The 15,727-nt window shown below is 33.5% G+C and carries 21 protein-coding genes; 7 read left to right on the plus strand and 14 right to left on the minus strand.

What is annotated here, in order from left to right; all coding sequences use genetic code 11:
- Positions 1-35: 35 nt before the first annotated feature.
- The 5 genes from DKT72_RS00785 to DKT72_RS00805 all read right to left on the minus strand — a co-directional run bounded on the left by DKT72_RS00785 (position 36) and on the right by DKT72_RS00805 (position 4,705).
- Positions 36-473: a DUF6146 family protein gene (locus tag DKT72_RS00785; RefSeq protein WP_111306811.1), complete on the minus strand. Its 438-nt coding sequence runs from the start codon at positions 471-473 to the stop codon at positions 36-38.
- A 216-nt stretch (positions 474-689) separates the two neighbouring features.
- On the minus strand, positions 690-1,331 hold the full coding sequence (locus tag DKT72_RS00790) for a DUF937 domain-containing protein (protein ID WP_111306812.1): 642 nt from the start codon (positions 1,329-1,331) through the stop codon (positions 690-692).
- A gap of 97 nt (positions 1,332-1,428) precedes the next feature.
- Complete coding sequence (locus DKT72_RS00795; RefSeq protein WP_111306813.1) at positions 1,429-2,379, minus strand: D-2-hydroxyacid dehydrogenase; 951 nt, start codon at positions 2,377-2,379, stop codon at positions 1,429-1,431.
- A 125-nt stretch (positions 2,380-2,504) separates the two neighbouring features.
- Positions 2,505-3,569 (minus strand): 3-phosphoserine/phosphohydroxythreonine transaminase, encoded by a 1,065-nt coding sequence (gene serC, locus DKT72_RS00800; RefSeq protein WP_111306814.1) that lies wholly within the window; start codon positions 3,567-3,569, stop codon positions 2,505-2,507.
- Between the two features lie 77 nt (positions 3,570-3,646).
- Positions 3,647-4,705: an acyl-CoA reductase gene (locus DKT72_RS00805; RefSeq protein WP_111307038.1), complete on the minus strand. Its 1,059-nt coding sequence runs from the start codon at positions 4,703-4,705 to the stop codon at positions 3,647-3,649.
- Positions 4,706-4,833: 128 nt separating this feature from the next.
- On the opposite strand from DKT72_RS00805, the gene DKT72_RS00810 reads away from it, so the two are divergent.
- The gene (locus tag DKT72_RS00810) at positions 4,834-5,187 is read left to right on the plus strand and encodes a 4Fe-4S dicluster domain-containing protein (protein ID WP_111306815.1); all 354 of its coding nucleotides are present in this window, start codon (positions 4,834-4,836) and stop codon (positions 5,185-5,187) included.
- Positions 5,188-5,239: 52 nt separating this feature from the next.
- Here the strand turns inward: DKT72_RS00810 and DKT72_RS00815 are convergent, their stop codons facing one another.
- The 9 genes from DKT72_RS00815 to DKT72_RS00855 all read right to left on the minus strand — a co-directional run bounded on the left by DKT72_RS00815 (position 5,240) and on the right by DKT72_RS00855 (position 13,109).
- Positions 5,240-5,833: a GrpB family protein gene (locus DKT72_RS00815; protein ID WP_111306816.1), complete on the minus strand. Its 594-nt coding sequence runs from the start codon at positions 5,831-5,833 to the stop codon at positions 5,240-5,242.
- A 20-nt stretch (positions 5,834-5,853) separates the two neighbouring features.
- Complete coding sequence (locus DKT72_RS00820) at positions 5,854-6,372, minus strand: hypothetical protein (protein WP_111306817.1); 519 nt, start codon at positions 6,370-6,372, stop codon at positions 5,854-5,856.
- 305 nt (positions 6,373-6,677) lie between these two features.
- Entirely contained in the window at positions 6,678-7,253 is a 576-nt protein-coding gene (locus tag DKT72_RS00825) for a hypothetical protein (RefSeq protein WP_162623207.1), read from the minus strand.
- Between the two features lie 335 nt (positions 7,254-7,588).
- Entirely contained in the window at positions 7,589-8,932 is a 1,344-nt protein-coding gene (locus tag DKT72_RS00830) for a MutS-related protein (protein ID WP_111306819.1), read from the minus strand.
- 333 nt (positions 8,933-9,265) lie between these two features.
- Positions 9,266-9,874, minus strand: coding sequence for a hypothetical protein (locus tag DKT72_RS00835; RefSeq protein ID WP_162623208.1), 609 nt, complete (start codon positions 9,872-9,874; stop codon positions 9,266-9,268).
- A 227-nt stretch (positions 9,875-10,101) separates the two neighbouring features.
- Positions 10,102-10,497 (minus strand): hypothetical protein, encoded by a 396-nt coding sequence (locus DKT72_RS00840; RefSeq protein ID WP_111306821.1) that lies wholly within the window; start codon positions 10,495-10,497, stop codon positions 10,102-10,104.
- Between the two features lie 306 nt (positions 10,498-10,803).
- Positions 10,804-11,190 (minus strand): hypothetical protein, encoded by a 387-nt coding sequence (locus DKT72_RS00845; protein ID WP_162623209.1) that lies wholly within the window; start codon positions 11,188-11,190, stop codon positions 10,804-10,806.
- Between the two features lie 118 nt (positions 11,191-11,308).
- On the minus strand, positions 11,309-11,515 hold the full coding sequence (locus tag DKT72_RS00850; protein ID WP_162623210.1) for a hypothetical protein: 207 nt from the start codon (positions 11,513-11,515) through the stop codon (positions 11,309-11,311).
- Between the two features lie 619 nt (positions 11,516-12,134).
- Positions 12,135-13,109, minus strand: a complete 975-nt coding sequence (locus DKT72_RS00855; RefSeq protein WP_111306824.1) for a GlxA family transcriptional regulator — start codon at positions 13,107-13,109, stop codon at positions 12,135-12,137.
- 139 nt (positions 13,110-13,248) lie between these two features.
- Between DKT72_RS00855 and DKT72_RS00860 the strand changes: the two genes are divergently transcribed.
- The 6 genes from DKT72_RS00860 to DKT72_RS00885 are packed head-to-tail and all read left to right on the plus strand — an operon-like array spanning position 13,249 to position 15,720.
- On the plus strand, positions 13,249-13,698 hold the full coding sequence (locus tag DKT72_RS00860; RefSeq protein WP_111306825.1) for an SRPBCC family protein: 450 nt from the start codon (positions 13,249-13,251) through the stop codon (positions 13,696-13,698).
- A gap of 49 nt (positions 13,699-13,747) precedes the next feature.
- On the plus strand, positions 13,748-14,191 hold the full coding sequence (locus DKT72_RS00865; RefSeq protein WP_111306826.1) for a VOC family protein: 444 nt from the start codon (positions 13,748-13,750) through the stop codon (positions 14,189-14,191).
- Positions 14,191-14,613 (plus strand): VOC family protein, encoded by a 423-nt coding sequence (locus DKT72_RS00870; RefSeq protein ID WP_111306827.1) that lies wholly within the window; start codon positions 14,191-14,193, stop codon positions 14,611-14,613. The genes DKT72_RS00865 and DKT72_RS00870 overlap by 1 nt, the downstream gene beginning before the upstream one ends.
- A 6-nt stretch (positions 14,614-14,619) precedes the next feature.
- Positions 14,620-14,895 (plus strand): DNA-directed RNA polymerase subunit alpha C-terminal domain-containing protein, encoded by a 276-nt coding sequence (locus DKT72_RS00875; protein ID WP_111306828.1) that lies wholly within the window; start codon positions 14,620-14,622, stop codon positions 14,893-14,895.
- 24 nt (positions 14,896-14,919) lie between these two features.
- Positions 14,920-15,336: a VOC family protein gene (locus DKT72_RS00880; RefSeq protein WP_111306829.1), complete on the plus strand. Its 417-nt coding sequence runs from the start codon at positions 14,920-14,922 to the stop codon at positions 15,334-15,336.
- Between the two features lie 12 nt (positions 15,337-15,348).
- Positions 15,349-15,720 carry a DoxX family protein gene (locus tag DKT72_RS00885; RefSeq protein ID WP_111306830.1) on the plus strand — a complete coding sequence of 124 codons (372 nt, stop codon included), beginning with the start codon at positions 15,349-15,351 and terminating at the stop codon, positions 15,718-15,720.
- Positions 15,721-15,727: the final 7 nt, after the last annotated feature.

Here is a 15,727-nt window from a genome sequence, read left to right on the forward strand (position 1 = left end):
AGATGCTATTTATAATGCAAAAATAAGGAAAGTGATTAAATTCTAACGTTAAATCCTGCTAATTTCTGATTATAGGTCAATTGAAAATAAATAAAATAATTGTATAGTTTATAATTAACCTCATATCCATAATCTATTCCAGATCGGTAATCGATTGGCATTTCATAGAGATTAGGATTATAACGTAGAGGTTGTGCTGCTCTATTGTTCCACTCGTTTACATAAATAATATTTCTGTTTTCCAAATAGTTTTGGGAGTAATAGCCTTCTGGTCTGGCAGTAGAGGCAAGCCAAGCATTAAAACCGGGCTCTATAATAATGATTTGATATTCTAAGGAATCATTCTCAATTTTAACAGTGTCACTTACTTTTGTATTTGCCACTATGTTATTGGTTTTTGAAGCCATGGGTTTAGTCGAATTACAGCTTATTATAAAACCACAAACCAGTAATATATATACAATTGTTTTCATCGTTGTTATTTTTTATGATATATTATCAAAATTACCTTCCCATCTTTTATTTAGAAAGTCATAATGAGTCAATACTTGTTTTCGTTTAGTAAACCCCGCAATCTATATACCTAAAGTTACAAAAATCATTCCTTAAATGGTTGTCTATGAATGTTTTTAATAACAAACACCAAACATCTAGATGTTTGGTGTTTGTTATATTTATAAAATTAAGAGTTATTTTTTTCCGAAAAGCCCTCCTAAAAGGCCACCAAGACCGCCTTTCTTTTGATGGCCTCCTCCAAGAACCATGCCCGCTACATCATCAATGACACTACCATCTCCATTGGCATCTAAAATAGATTCTAAAAAGCTTTGTTCGTGCTTTGCAGAACTACCTCCAAGCATACCACTGAGCATACTATCTAGTCCACTAGGGTTGCTTACATTTTGTTTTTTAGCTTGATTACCTAACATACCTAATAAAATAGGAGCGGCAACTTTTAATATTTGAGCTACAGAAGCAGCATCCATACCCGTTTTGGCACTTAATGCGTTTTGTACCTGTTCTTGTTTGCCACCTAAAACATGTCCTAATATTTTACTTCCATCAGACATAACATCAGAATCAACGCCACCACTAAATAAGCCCCCTAGATTATCTAAAATACTGCCATCATGTTTATTGCTTAAAGCGTTTAAAAGACCTTCAGCACCTTGAGGCGTTGAAGCATTTCGTTTCATAGCAGCCATTAAAACGGGCAATGCCATAGTTAAAACATCCTGTGTTTTGTTCTGTGGTTGATTGGTTTCATTTGAAACACCACTAATGATTGTTTTACCTAAATCGCTGTTTAGCAAATCTAATATTCCAGACATAAATTTTATTTTTTATAAATAACGGATTTGAAAGTACAAAAAAAACTTCTAACATTTCTGCTAGAAGTTTTAATTTAAAGTTATATTTATTTGGTTATTAACCTAATATGCCAATTATTTGAGCAGCTAGCTCAGTTCCAATCCTGTCTTGTGCTTCTTCTGTAGCCGCACCAATATGAGGCGTTAATGATAAGCTAGAGTTCATTAACAATGTGATTTCTGGTTTAGGTTCTTTTTCAAAAACATCTAAAGCGGCACCAGCCACTTTTCCGCTCATAATAGCTTCAACAAGGGCTACTTCATCAATCACACCACCACGCGCAGCATTCGCAATAAATACCCCATCTTTCATCATGTCAAATTCTTTTTTACCAATAACGTAGCCATCTTGAGCAGGTACGTGTAAAGTAATAAAATCTGATTGTTTTATAACGTCTTCTTTTGAAATGGTTTTAATATTAAAATTTACAGTTTGACCATCAAAAAAGTCTAATTCTAAATTAACATTTTCCATAAAAGGATCAAATGCAATTACTTTCATGCCTGCTCCCAAAGCAACTTTAGCGGTTGCTTGACCAATACGACCAAAACCTATAACGCCTAGAGTTTTACCTTTTAATTCAACACCTTTAGCGTATGCTTTTTTAAGTTTGCCAAAATTGGCATCACCTTCTAAAGGCATATCTCTATTGGATTGGTGTAAAAAACGTGCTAAACCATAAAAATGACCAAACACTAATTCTGCAACAGAATGTGAAGATGATGCAGGCGTGTTAATTACATGAATACCTTTTGACTTCGCATAATCTACATCAATATTGTCCATACCAACACCACCACGACCAATAATTTTAATACTTGGGCAAGCATCGATAAGGTCTTTTCTAACCGTAGTTGCGCTGCGTACCAATAGTACAGCAATGTCTTTTTCGTTAATATAGTTTGCTAATTGTTCTTGTGCTACAGTTGTGGTAATCACTTCATAGCCACCTTTTTCTAAAGCATCTTTACCACTTTGTGAAATACCGTCGTTTGCTAATACTTTCATTTTTTTAGTTAAAAGTTAAAAGTAAAAAGTTAAAAGTTTTAAGAACGATTATACTTTTCACTTCAGATTAATCTTATTTTTTATGAGTTTGAGTAGGCCACTGAAATCTACCAGTGAAAATTTATTTATGCTTTACTTTCCAATTCGCTCATCACTTCTACAAGTGCTTTTACACTTTCTATAGGTAAGGCATTGTACATAGATGCTCTATAGCCACCAACACTTCTGTGTCCGTTTAATCCACTAATGCCAGCTTCTTTAAGCATGGTTTCGAAGGTTTCTTTTAAATTTTCATTTTCTAAAGTAAAGGTAGCATTCATGATTGAACGGTCTTCTTTTGCCGCAAACCCTTTAAACAAAGGATTCAAATCAATTTCAGAATACATCACTCTTGCTTTTTTCTCGTTCAATTCTTCAATAGCTTTTATACCTCCTAAATTTTTGATCCACTCTAGAGTTAACATAGATGTGTAAACTGCGAATACTGGAGGCGTGTTGTACATACTACCATTTTCAATATGGATTTTATAGTCCATAATTGACGGAATGTTGCGAGATACTTTACCAAGAATATCTTCTTTAATAACGACCAATGTGGTTCCAGCAGGGCCCATGTTTTTTTGTGCCCCAGCATAAATTAATCCGAATTGAGAAAAATCTAACTGACGAGAAAAAATATCACTACTCATATCACACACCATTGGGATGGGTGAGTTAGGGAATGATTTTATCTGTGTTCCGAAAATAGTATTGTTTGAAGTACAGTGGAAATAATCATAATCCTCAGGAATATCGTAAGCCTTAGGAATGTAATTAAAGTTTGCCTCTTTTGAAGAAGCTACTTCATAAATGTCATCTAATTTTTTAGCTTCTTTAATGGCTTTGGCACTCCAAGTACCCGTGTTTAGATAACCCGCTCTTTTTTCCAAAAGATTCATGGCTACCATTAAAAATTGGGTGCTTGCACCACCTTGTAAAAACAATACTTTATAACCTTTGCCCTCAAGCCCCATTAATTCCAATACCAAGGACCTTGCTTTTTCCATAACATCAATAAAAGCTTTGCTTCTATGTGATATTTCTAATATAGATAAACCATCGTTGTTGAAATCAAGAACAGCCTCTGAAGACTTGATGATTACCTCTTGTGGTAAAATACTTGGTCCTGCACTAAAGTTATGTTTTTTCATTACTATATATAAATTTTAGAGATGCAAAGTTGCTAATTAATTGTATATTTTGTGGTATAAATTCAATAATTTTTTCGCTAAATCGATAATAAAAATTCAATAGAATCTGCGTTATCGGCATAATCCCAAAGTTCTGGTTTCTGAGTTTTACCAAACGGGATTTCGTTTTCAATAAATCCTTTTGAAACAATACATTGTATAGCGTCTTTTTTAGTGCTAAGTGTTTTTTTCAATGCATCTAAAGAATCGTAAAACTCATAAAATACAGTCGCAATAGGAGACGATAAACTTTCATCTTCTTTAATCATAAGAAAGCCATTTTCTAGCATGTCAAATTCACTCATTAAATAAACAGCTTTGTTGTAATCGTAATTGTTGGCATATTTGGCTTTGTGGATAATAGGGTGCCAATGGTAAACAGCTTCAAAGAAAGCGTTAAAATCATAGTTTTTTGGAACAAATAATTTAGAAACATTTCTACAGCCCAAACCATAATACCTAAAAATATCATTCGATAATTCTTTAAGATCTTCTTCTGTTTCTGTGCCAAGTAAAATAGCTGCCGAATTTCTGTTGTTCCTAATGATGGATGGTTTGTCTTTAAAGTAGTATTCAAAATAACGGGCCGTATTGTTACTTCCGGTGGCTATAACAGCATCAAAATGTTCTAGTTTTCCTTCTGTAAAAATGATGTGTTCTTTAAAACCAGGTTCAGCATATTCCAAATATTTTGCCAAATAGGGAAGTAGTTGTTTATCGTTTGACGATTGTTTTACTATAACCTTATGTCCGCAAATCAATACCGATAAAAAATCATGAAATCCCACTAACGGAATGTTTCCAGCCATGATAATTGCTACCAATTTTGGGTTTTTGGTTTCAATAGCATAGGCTTTTAACCAAGTATTTAAATTAGTTTCGGTTAGTAAATTTGCCCAACCTTCCAAAGCAAATAATATATTCTCTTTTGTAAACCAACCATTATGCTCTTCGGCTAATCTTATTTGCTGTTTAAAGCCATCGAAAAACAAACTATGAGGTTCTTCATTATTCTTTATATGGATAGATTCGTTAGAAAATTGCCTTAAAAAATCTCCTAATTTTACAAAAGCGTTAATTCTTTGCTGTAAATTCATTCTAAGTTTGGTTATGAATGGTTTTGGCGTTATTTTTGCCATGCAAAGTTAGAAAAATGTAATGAACGACCTTTTTTTAAACTCACTTTTATAAAAAGTTTAAAAAGAATCAATTAAAAAGAAAAGCTATGGCAATTATTATAACAGACGAATGTATAAACTGCGGTGCTTGCGAACCTGAGTGCCCAAATACAGCAATATATGAAGGTGCCGATGATTGGCGCTATAAAGATGGGACAAGCTTAAAAGGTAAAGTGGTATTAACCAATGGTAAAGAAGTTGATGCCGATGAAGCCCAAGAACCTGTAAGTGATGAGGTTTACTATATTGTGCCAGATAAATGTACAGAGTGTAAAGGGTTTCATGACGAGCCGCAATGTGCTGCCGTTTGCCCTGTAGATTGTTGTGTGCCAGACGAAGACCATGTGGAGACTGAAGAAGCATTGTTGGCTAAACAACGTTTTATGCACCCTGAAGAATAATCTACAAACATCGATTGATATTTAAATCCTGAGTTAATAGCTCAGGATTTTTTTATATGTGTTGTGCGCTGGCTTTTCCGCTGATGATGTCTAAAGTTTCATTTACAAAATCGGTCTTTCCAAGGACATAAGAACCTCTATCGTTTTTGAATTTAGTTGCTAATTCGAGTTTTAGATTTTCGTATTGTTTGGCTCTTTTAGGATTTGAATTTAAAAAGTCCCGAAAGTCAATTTGTTTCCACATTACGTTGTCTTTTGGGCACATGTGTATATGAAAAATCTGTTCCTTTTTACCATCAATATGATATCCTTTCCCGAAAGATGAGTACGCCTCGATATGGTCTCGGGCAGGAACCACAAAATGAGAGTATCCTAATTCCGTAAAATTGGCGATTAGATTTTCGTCAAATAAGGTTTCTTTTGGGATCTCTATCATCAAATCGATATATGGTTTTGATTTGATACCAGGAATTGATGAACTTCCAAAATGCTCTACTCGCAAGATGATATCATTCCCGACTTTTTCTATAATTCTCTCTTTTTCAATTTGGTAAATAGTTTTCCATTCCGGATTATGGTCAACCAACTCAATGGGAAAAAGTGTATTCCAATCCTCCTTGGTTAAATCATATAAAGTCTTTTTCATTGTATTTTGTTTTTTTTATTTTAATAATGTGCCCAAATCAATTCCATATCTTGACCAAGTATTTCATTGAGATTTTTAATCAAGTCAGCTTTTTGATTGTCTTTAATGTTAGGATTAATTAACTCTATTATATACTTTGAAAATCCCGAAGGCATTTCATATTCTAAGTCGTTAAGGCATGTCTGTTTATGACAGCAAGGTGTTAAAAAGGTCAGGTCGGCAAAAGAATTTTGATAGGCTTTGTCCATCGCTTCTTGCCAGTTTTCGATTTCAATTTTCTGTCCACAATGGTTACAACGTACTGATTCAAAATTTTCGCCCGAGTCTATGAACTCAATATTTTTCATTAGGATTGACCTTATCTCATTTTCCGAAAATTCAGTTGCCAAATATTTTATTACTTCCTTTTGTTGTTCTGTTGAAGGTTCATAATTCGGTTTTGTTGGGATAATTTTTAATTGATTTCCTGAAAATGTCGATGATTCGGGTTTATAGGTTAGTTCGAATTTTTCGTCCGTTCTATTTTCATTTATGTCCATGGAGTTTGGTTTTTGACCGCAAGCAAAAAGCAATTGAATAATTGTCAATATGAGTATAGTTCTGTTCATTTTTACATGCACGCTAACTTATTTATATACACAACTTTCTTCAGCATATCCAACCAAATTGACAAGATATGCTCAAGTTTTAACATGTCTTCTTCCGCTTATTTTTTTTGTTTATTTTTCAAATGCTTACAACACCAACCATATTAACCTTTCTTACAAACAATCAAAACCACAAGCCAGCAACTACCATTGGTTTAGCTAAAAATAGCAATTTTTATATACGTTACCCACAGTATTTATTTTTCACTTTTCAGTCTTACTTCCGTAATTACTTTATTCAGTTCGGCAAACAGATTAGAAAATTCCGATTTCCCAGATTCAAGTCCGCTTAAACTTTGAGAAATGATATAACTTCCATTTTCAGTCAGAAAATTGAAGTTAGTCATGCCACTTTTCGGTAAATCCATTTTTTTAGTTTTTGTTGCTTTGTCTAAATATTTTTGTCCGTTTTCCACAAATTTAGTTACTACTTTTTTAGTGCTTTCGTGTTGTCCAGCTCCAATAATTATAGCACCTGAACTCATATAAATACTAGTGTCTCCAGTTAAAAATGTTACAACAGTCACAGTAGTTCCTTCCATATCCATTTCAGACACAATTCCGTAAACTTTATCCTTTTCAATTGTATTCAAACCCAATTGTTCAGCAGTAACCGAAAACGCCATTTTTCTCATTTCAGCGTAATGATTTTGTTCAGTTTTCTTTCCAACCTGCTGATATTCGGCTATATCTTTTTTCGATTTATTACCATGTTTGTTGGCATAAAACAATCCAATTCCAATGACTAAAATTAAAAGGAAGGTTTGTGTCATAGTCAGTTTTATCATATTGTAGTTATATAGAAGAATATAGTTACCAGTAACCATATATCTATTCAAAAATAAATAAAATACCTACAAAAATAAAGATTATCAAATTATTTTATTAACCCCCGCAATACGCTAACACCATAGGTGTTAGAAAAACATTAAAATGTTGTTTACAAGTAGGAGAGAACCTAGCTATTGTTTTTAGTAAAAGAGTATGTACAAGCTCGAAACGTTGTTTTTAAGGAACTTTAAAATAGCTAATTATAAAATGATCTAAAAAGAGAAACTGCCTTTACGGTTATTGAAATTTATGGGCTTGTGCAAATTGGTTAATGGTGTTACAGACTGTACTTTTTATTTGTCATAGAATCCAAAATTTCAATAATCTTTTCATTTTTTAGAATATACATGCCTAGCCTTTCATGAGATATTCCATTTTCTAATTTGTATTCATAAGTGGGAATATTATCAACTAATTTTGAACCAAATGATTTGAATTGAATGTTTCTTAAATTCTTTACTTCTTCCGCTACTTCAGTAATGTGAGTTGAAATAAAGAAGGAGCTATCCAAAATATTGGAAAAAGATTTTATTATCAGTAAGGATCCATCAAAAGCATCCTTTACATTTGTGCCTCTAAATAATTCATCAAAAACTACAAAAAGTTTTTTCTTCTCTTTGATTTTCAATATTGTTTCCTTTATTCTGTTGACCTCACTATAAAAATGACTATACCCTAAATTAATATCATCTGTTAAGTTTATTGTAGTAACAATTCCATTATAAATGGTCGTTGTCATCTTTTTAGCTGGAATTGGAAATCCGATATGAGCTAAATAAACTAATAGTCCAACTGATTTTAGAAAGGTTGATTTACCAGCCATGTTCGGACCAGTCAAAAAACACAAGTTAGAAGATTCATCAATTTCAATGGAATAAGGAACAGCATTATTTAACAATGGATGGTAAAATTCTTCAATTGAAAGAGATTGTGTTGTTAGATTTGAATAACTTGGTAAAGAGAGTTTTTTTTGTTTCGCAACTTTCGCAATTGAAATAAATGCATCCAGATTGTAAACTAAATCAATAATTTCTCGTAATTCATTTTTATGTTTTTCGCGAAATAGATTGTCCAATTTGTTGAGCTTGGTATAAGTTATTTTTGGTCTTTTATCATATAAGTCTTTAAAATCTAGGTTGTCAATTAATTTTGAAATATTTTTCTGATATTCAGTAAGTTTTAAGGGAATGTCTGATTTATTTAATGCTTCAATTTTTTCTTTAAGTTCAACCAACAAATAAGCTAATTGCTGAACACCCGATTTTATAATGTAATAATTATTGGTAGGAGTGATTCTATAAGATAGATGTTGCAAGAAAGCATCAAAAAAATTATTTCTTAGAGGAGCAATATTTAGTCTTTGATAATGTTCAATGAATTCTAACTGACTTGAATTTATTTTTAACTCAAAATCTGTTTCCAATATAAACTGAATTAATTCCGTTCTTTGTCTTAACTCATTAATATCAGTAATTGGATTTTTCATTAACTGGTATAAAAAACTCTTACCTCCAATTGTTTTTGTTTGGTTATAGAAGTTTGAAATAGAATTATCAGAACTGACATCAGCAAAAATTTCTAAGTCTTTTATTGTTTGTTTATCTAAATCAAATTCTATCATTTGTTGGTTTCTTGGTGTTGCCCGTTACATAGCTACCCAAAAATACCCAAAATACCTACAAAAACACATAATATCATATTATTTTATTAACGCCAGCAATACGCTAACACCATAGGTGTTAGAAAAACATTAAAATGTTGTTTACAAGTAGGCGAGAACCTAGCTATTGTTTTTAGTAAAAGAGTATGTACAAGCTCGGAAGGTTGTTTTTAAGTAACCTTAAAATAACTAATTATAAAAGTCATCTAAAAAAAGAACCACCTTAAAAGGCAGGCAGTTATCGAAGTCTGTTATTGGCTTGTGTAATGAATACTGGGGTTGAGCTACGTTTTTTTATTCCGCTTTTATAAATTCCGAACCGTTCCATAACTTAACACTCAATTCAGCCATATTATGGAAGTTTATCAATTCTGTTTCTTCGTCAATTAAACCAGAATTTAATATTATCATTCGGCTATCTTTTCTAAATTCCGAACCCAATGCAGATAAATAGTCACCATAAATTTTTCCATTTATTCTGTCGACAATAACCCCACTTTGGCAGGATGAACCACAACCCCAAATTACTAAAGTATATTTTCCAGCAAAATTTATTCCGTTTTTACATTCCTCTTTTATCCTTGTAATATATCTTTTTGCTTCCGGATAAGAATTGAAATCAGGTTCAGCTAATTTTCCATTATATATTTCTGATTGGTATTTATCAAAATTATATTTTGGATTTAGCTTTTCGTAAACTTTAAACTTTGTTTCATCAAGATTTTTAGCAATAATTAAAATGTTATTTTTTTTGTCGACAACTTTGAAGTTTGGAAAATTCAAACTGTCTTTATCATTAACAATTTTGATTTCCGCTTTCTTGTTTCCAATTATTAAATAATCGGCTGTGTTGATTAACGTGTCAATTTCTTCAAATTGTAATTCCGTTTGAATTAATTCCACATTATTTTTTTTAGTCGTCTTGTTTTGACAACTAATAAATAAAAAAACTAAAATTATTATGTAATTACTTCTAGGATTTAAATGTAGCATGACGCGTTTGTATAATAGTAAGGTTTTGCTAGCTTCTGATTTTCCGAAGGAAAATCAGAAGCTAGCAAACAAGTAACTGCTTTAGTTTAGCTAAAACTAGCAATTTTTCAACTCAGTTCTTGGTTGTGTGTAGGCTATTAATTTTTTTCCGTTTTTATTGATTCCAATATTTTTTTCATTTGAGAGTCTAATTCGTTCATCACAATTTCTTTATTCAGTTCTGTTGCGTAATCAGATTTTATTCGGCAAAATATTCTATTATTTTCTTTGTAGAAATCAAATTCTAAATGTTCATTTTTCGGGTCGGTTTTGTAAAGGACTAATTCCGTATAAACCAGATTTTCAGAGTAATTAATGACCAAAGTATAAATTCCCTTTTCTTTCGGAAAGTTATTTTTCACGATTTTATTTTCTCGGAACAAGTCGTAAAGAATAATATTCCAACCAAATCCTTCGACCAGCTTTATTGTCAGTTTTTCCGTTTCTATATTTAGGTCAGTCGTAATATTTATCATTCCGCTTTTAAATTCCATTTTTGTTTGAGAGTTCAAATTAAAGGTCAAAAATAGAGTTAGAATTATTGTATTTAAGTTCATTTCTCGGCTTGCACGCTAACTTATTTATATACACAACTTTCTTCAGCATATCCAACCAAATTGACAAGATATGCTCAAGTTTTACCATGTCTTCTTCCGCTTATTTTTTTGTTTATTTTTCAAATGCTTACAACACCAACCATATTAACCTTTCTTACAATCAATCAAAACCACAAGCCAGCAACTACCATTGGTTTAGCTAAAAATAGCAATTTTTTATATACGGCTTGGGCGTTCGTTTTTTTATTCGGTTAATATAAATTTCCGTCCAATTATTTCACACTTTTTGGTCACATTCCAAAATCCAAAACCAGGTTCTCCAGTTGGTATTTTCCAGAAAATTATTTCTCCATTTCGTTTTCTCAATCCAAATTCGGCAATGTATCCGTTTGTTTTAATTCCTATGTTTTTTTTACTTTTTTCAGTTTCAGCTCCGATTAATTTAAATCCATTATGCCTTTCGAAATCTGAATAATCAATAAAATCTGGTATTGACCTGTTAATTCTTGCAAATTTTTTAGTTGTATTGATTATGAATTCCGATGCAGAGATTTTTAAAATTAAAACTGGAATTTCGTTTTTGGCTAAATTCAGTTGTTTTATTATTTCATTTTGCTTTTGTGAATCCAATAAGTCAAAAAGAGTAAAAATTTCATTTCCATTAAAGTCCGATTTGGTTTTCCCGTAATATTTAAAGAACCAAAACTCAATTCGGTTTTTTATTTCTTCAATTTTTATATGGTACTTATTATCCATTTTGACTTTTGTGTTTCTTGTACAAATTCCATATCCCAAAAGATAATATTCTAGCAATTATAAAATCTAGAAGTAAGTATCCGAAGTATGTTTCCGTTGGGTTTTCTGGGCATTCAAAACACATTCCACTCCATTTGATATGAAAAGTAAAAGGAAAACCATAAGTGTCATTTCCATCAAATGGTGTTTGAATTTTCATTGCCAATAATGTTATAATAATGAATATTATAATTGTCAGAATTGATATTTGAATCCAGTTTTTCATAAATGACGCACAACGTAGGTATATAGTTACCAGTAACTATATATTTTCTATATAGCTATCCAAAAATAACTAAAATACTTACAAAAATACGTTTTATCACATTATTTTATTACGTACTTGATTGGGATAACACATCACATGTTAAAAAACATAAAACGGCTTTGTGTTAGTTATTGTAATATGGTCAAATCCACTTTTTTTAGGGAGTAAGTCCATAACAAGTCCATAACAGGTCTATAACAAGTCCATATTCAATATGGACTTGTTATGGATTTATTATGCATTTTTTATTGATTTTCATCGAGCAGCATTCGGCAGAAATCCTAAAAATAGAGGGATGCGATGGGTAGGGTAACCTGTTTTTTTAAAGGACGCTATGGAGCACTTGTATGAATATCCAATACCCTGTAAAGCATAGGTAAAACACCCAGGCTTGTGGAATAGGGGTAGGTTAGCACTTTAAAGGTGCAGAAACGGATGGAGATAGGTTATAGGAAGGTTGCCAAAGACAGTCCAAAAAACTGACTGTCAAAAAAAATACCTTATGATACGGCTAAACCGCCATTTTATTATACTTATTGCGATATTCAATAGGCGTCAGTCCTGTGATTTTTTTAAACACCGTTCGGAATGCTTTGGTGTCGGTATAGCCAACATCAAACATCACTTCGTTCATGTTTTTTCGGCTATTCTCAAAACTTCTTTTGGCGGCTTCTACTTTTATTCTTTGGATATATTCCAGAACCGTGTTATTGGTGGCTAGCTTAAACCGTCTTTCAAAACTCCGTCTCCCTACCGAAACCAAGTCCGTTAAATCATCAATGCTTATTTTGTCTTGAAAGTGCTGTTCAATATATTCCTGTGCTTTTAAAACGGCAGCGTCCGTATGGTTTTTTTGTCCGTTAAACATGGCAAAAGTAGCTTGGCTCTCTCTATCAATATCTATGGCAAAATACTTGGAAGCCAGGATGGCGGTTTCTCTATCGGTATATTTTTCCACCAGGTATAACAATAAATTCCAATAGGAGTTGGCACCCCCGCTGGAGTAAATGCCATGCTCTTCGGTGATGATATTGCCTTCTACCACTTCAACATCTGGAAAAAGTTCTCTAAACTCATTTTGAAATCCCCAGTGGGTGGAACATTTTTTACCATGGAGTAACCCGGTAGAGGCCAATAGAAAAGCTCCAACACATAAGGACGCTACTTCGGCACCATTTTTATATTGTTCTTTTATCCAGGGTAATGCTTTTTTATTAGATGCAATGGCTGTTTTCATATCGCCAAACAGGGCCGGGATGATGACCAAATCTGTTTTTTTAACATCTTTTAAAAGCTGTGATGTGTTTATGGAAAACGAGCCGTCATTAATTTTTACCTGTTTTTTCAACCCCACTAATTCCACATGAAACAGCGGCTTTTTGCCTGCTACTGCCATAAATTGATTCACGGCAGATAGTAAATATTGTGGGTCGGCAATGGCCTGCATCACCGAGTTTTCAGGAACAAGAATACTTACGTTCATCATAATGATTGGTCATTAATACCATAAATGTAAATAAAATAGTTGTCGTAAATCACCCTTTTGTTGTCATTTTTACACATGTAACATATCGAGATGTCTTTGCATCTTTGTAATATCAACTACCATTTAAAAAAATAAACACATGAAAACCAATAGCGTCAAGCTGCATAGGGTATTAGCAGCCCCCGTAGAAAAAGTATTTAAAGCCTTTACAGATGCCGATGCCATGGCGTCATGGATACCACCTTACGGTTTCGTCTGTAAAGTGCATCATATGGATGTGAACATTGGAGGGACATTCAAAATGTCTTTTACAAATTTCTCAACAGGGCATGGTCATTCCTTTGGAGGGGAGTATTTAGACATCGTACCTAATGAATTAATTAAGTACAGCGACGTATTTGATGATCCTAATTTGCCAGGACACATGATCACGACGGTTCAAATGAAAACGGTGATGTGTGGTACTGAAATCAATATTGAGCAAGCAGGCATTCCGGAAGCCATTCCAGCAGAGATGTGCTATTTAGGTTGGCAAGAGTCATTAGATAAATTAAAAAGACTTGTGGAGCCCAACATTCCAGATGCTTAAAACAACATCTGTTTTATAAATAAGAATCAAGAATTAAAAACATCATCACATGAGTTCAGTAGCCATATATTTAAATTTTCAAGGCAACACAGAAACCGCCTTTAATTTCTATAAATCTGTGTTTGGAACAGCGTTCTCTGCACCTATTATGCGTATGGGGAATTTGCCTCCAGACCCTAATGGTCCTAAATTATCTGAATCTGATAAGAATGCCGTCATGCATGTAGCCTTACCTATCATTGGAGGTACGGAATTAATGGGAACGGATATGTTGGAATCTATGGGACAAAAACTCATTGTTGGAAATAACACCACCATCAGTCTGCAATTAGATTCTAAAGAAGAAGCGGATAGGTTATATAAAGCCCTGTCTGAAGGTGGAAGCGATAAAGCCCCTCCGCATGATGAGTTTTGGGGCTATTGGGGCTGTTGTTTAGATCCATTTGGCATCCGTTGGATGTTTAATGTTATGAATGATAGCTACAGTAAGTAATGAAAAATGCCATTTATCCGTGTTTGTGGTTTGACGGACAAGCCAAAGCCGCCGCCGAGTTTTATTGCTCCATATTTAGCAATTCAAGAATTACAGATGAAAACCCTCTGGTTGTAAAATGGGAATTGAATGGACAACCCTTTATGGGCTTAAATGGTGGCCCCATGTATACATTTTCACCAGCAAATTCATATGTTATTGCATGTGACACCCAAGAAGACATAGACTATTATTGGCTCAAATTGGGCGAAGGTGGCGTCCATAACCCATGCGGTTGGCTGGATGACAAGTTCGGGGTGTCTTGGCAGGTAGTGCCTAACATATTAAGTACCCTCATGGCAGACCCCGAAAAAAGACCAAGAGTCGTTAAAGCATTTATGCAAATGAAAAAATTTGACATTGAAAAGCTAATAAATGCTTAATGTAAAATGACTAGGAAGAAAGCTTTAAGAATTTGTAAAAATGGCCATTCTTTTTACAAGAGCAGTGACTGCACTGTGTGCCCTATTTGTGAAGCTGAAAACCAATTTGAAAACGATTTGAGGTCGTCACTTTCAGCACCAGCAAGAAGGGCATTAAAAAAAGAAGGAATTGATACCCTAAAAAAGCTCTCCAGCTATAGTGAAAAAGTATTATTACCGTTGCATGGTCTGGGAAAGTCTTCTGTTCCTAAACTAAAAGCATTGTTAAAAGCGGTTGATTGAACGTTTAAAGAAGACAACTAACAGATGAAAATAAATTCATACCTTTCCTTTAATGGAAATTGTAGGGAAGCCATGATGTTTTATCAGGATTGTTTAGGTGGCGACCTTGTTTTTCAAACCATAGGGGAGTCGCCTCTTTCTAAAAACATGCCAAAGCGCATGAAAGCCTGTATATTACATGCTACTCTTACAAAAGATGCTTTGGTACTGCAAGGCTCAGACATGGTGCCTCAAATGGGGCTTGTAAAAGGAAATGCCGTGTCCCTGTCTTTAAATTGTAGCAGTGAGGCAGAACTAAAAATGGTTTACGAAAAACTTTCAGCAGAAGGTAAAGCGGACCATCCGCTAGAAGACACGTTTTGGGGTGCCTTATTTGGTGACCTAACCGACAAGTATGGGCATCATTGGATCCTTAATTTTAACAAAAACTCTAATCATTAATATCTAACTACAATGAAAAAAAACAGAATTATTTTTTGGACGGCGACCATCCTCATCGCCTTATTTGAAGGCGTGATGCCTGCATTGACCTCACAAACTGAATTAGCTAAAGAAGGCATACGCCATTTGGGGTATCCAGAGTATTTTGGAAACGCTTTGGTTGTTTTTAAAGTGTTGGGCGTATTGGCCCTGGTGATTCCTCAAATCCCTAAACGCGTTAAGGAATGGGCCTATGCCGGTTTTGCCTTCGACTTTATTTTTGCAACCATCAGTCATGCGGCTGTAGATGGCTTTGACTTTCAAGCCTTCTTTCCATTAATTGTTTTGGCTATTTTAATGGTGTCTTATGTCTATTACCATAAACTAAACGCTTCGAAAATTTAAACATCAA

The organism is Confluentibacter sediminis (assembly GCF_003258355.1).
Classification (GTDB): Bacteria; Bacteroidota; Bacteroidia; order Flavobacteriales; family Flavobacteriaceae; genus Confluentibacter; species Confluentibacter sediminis.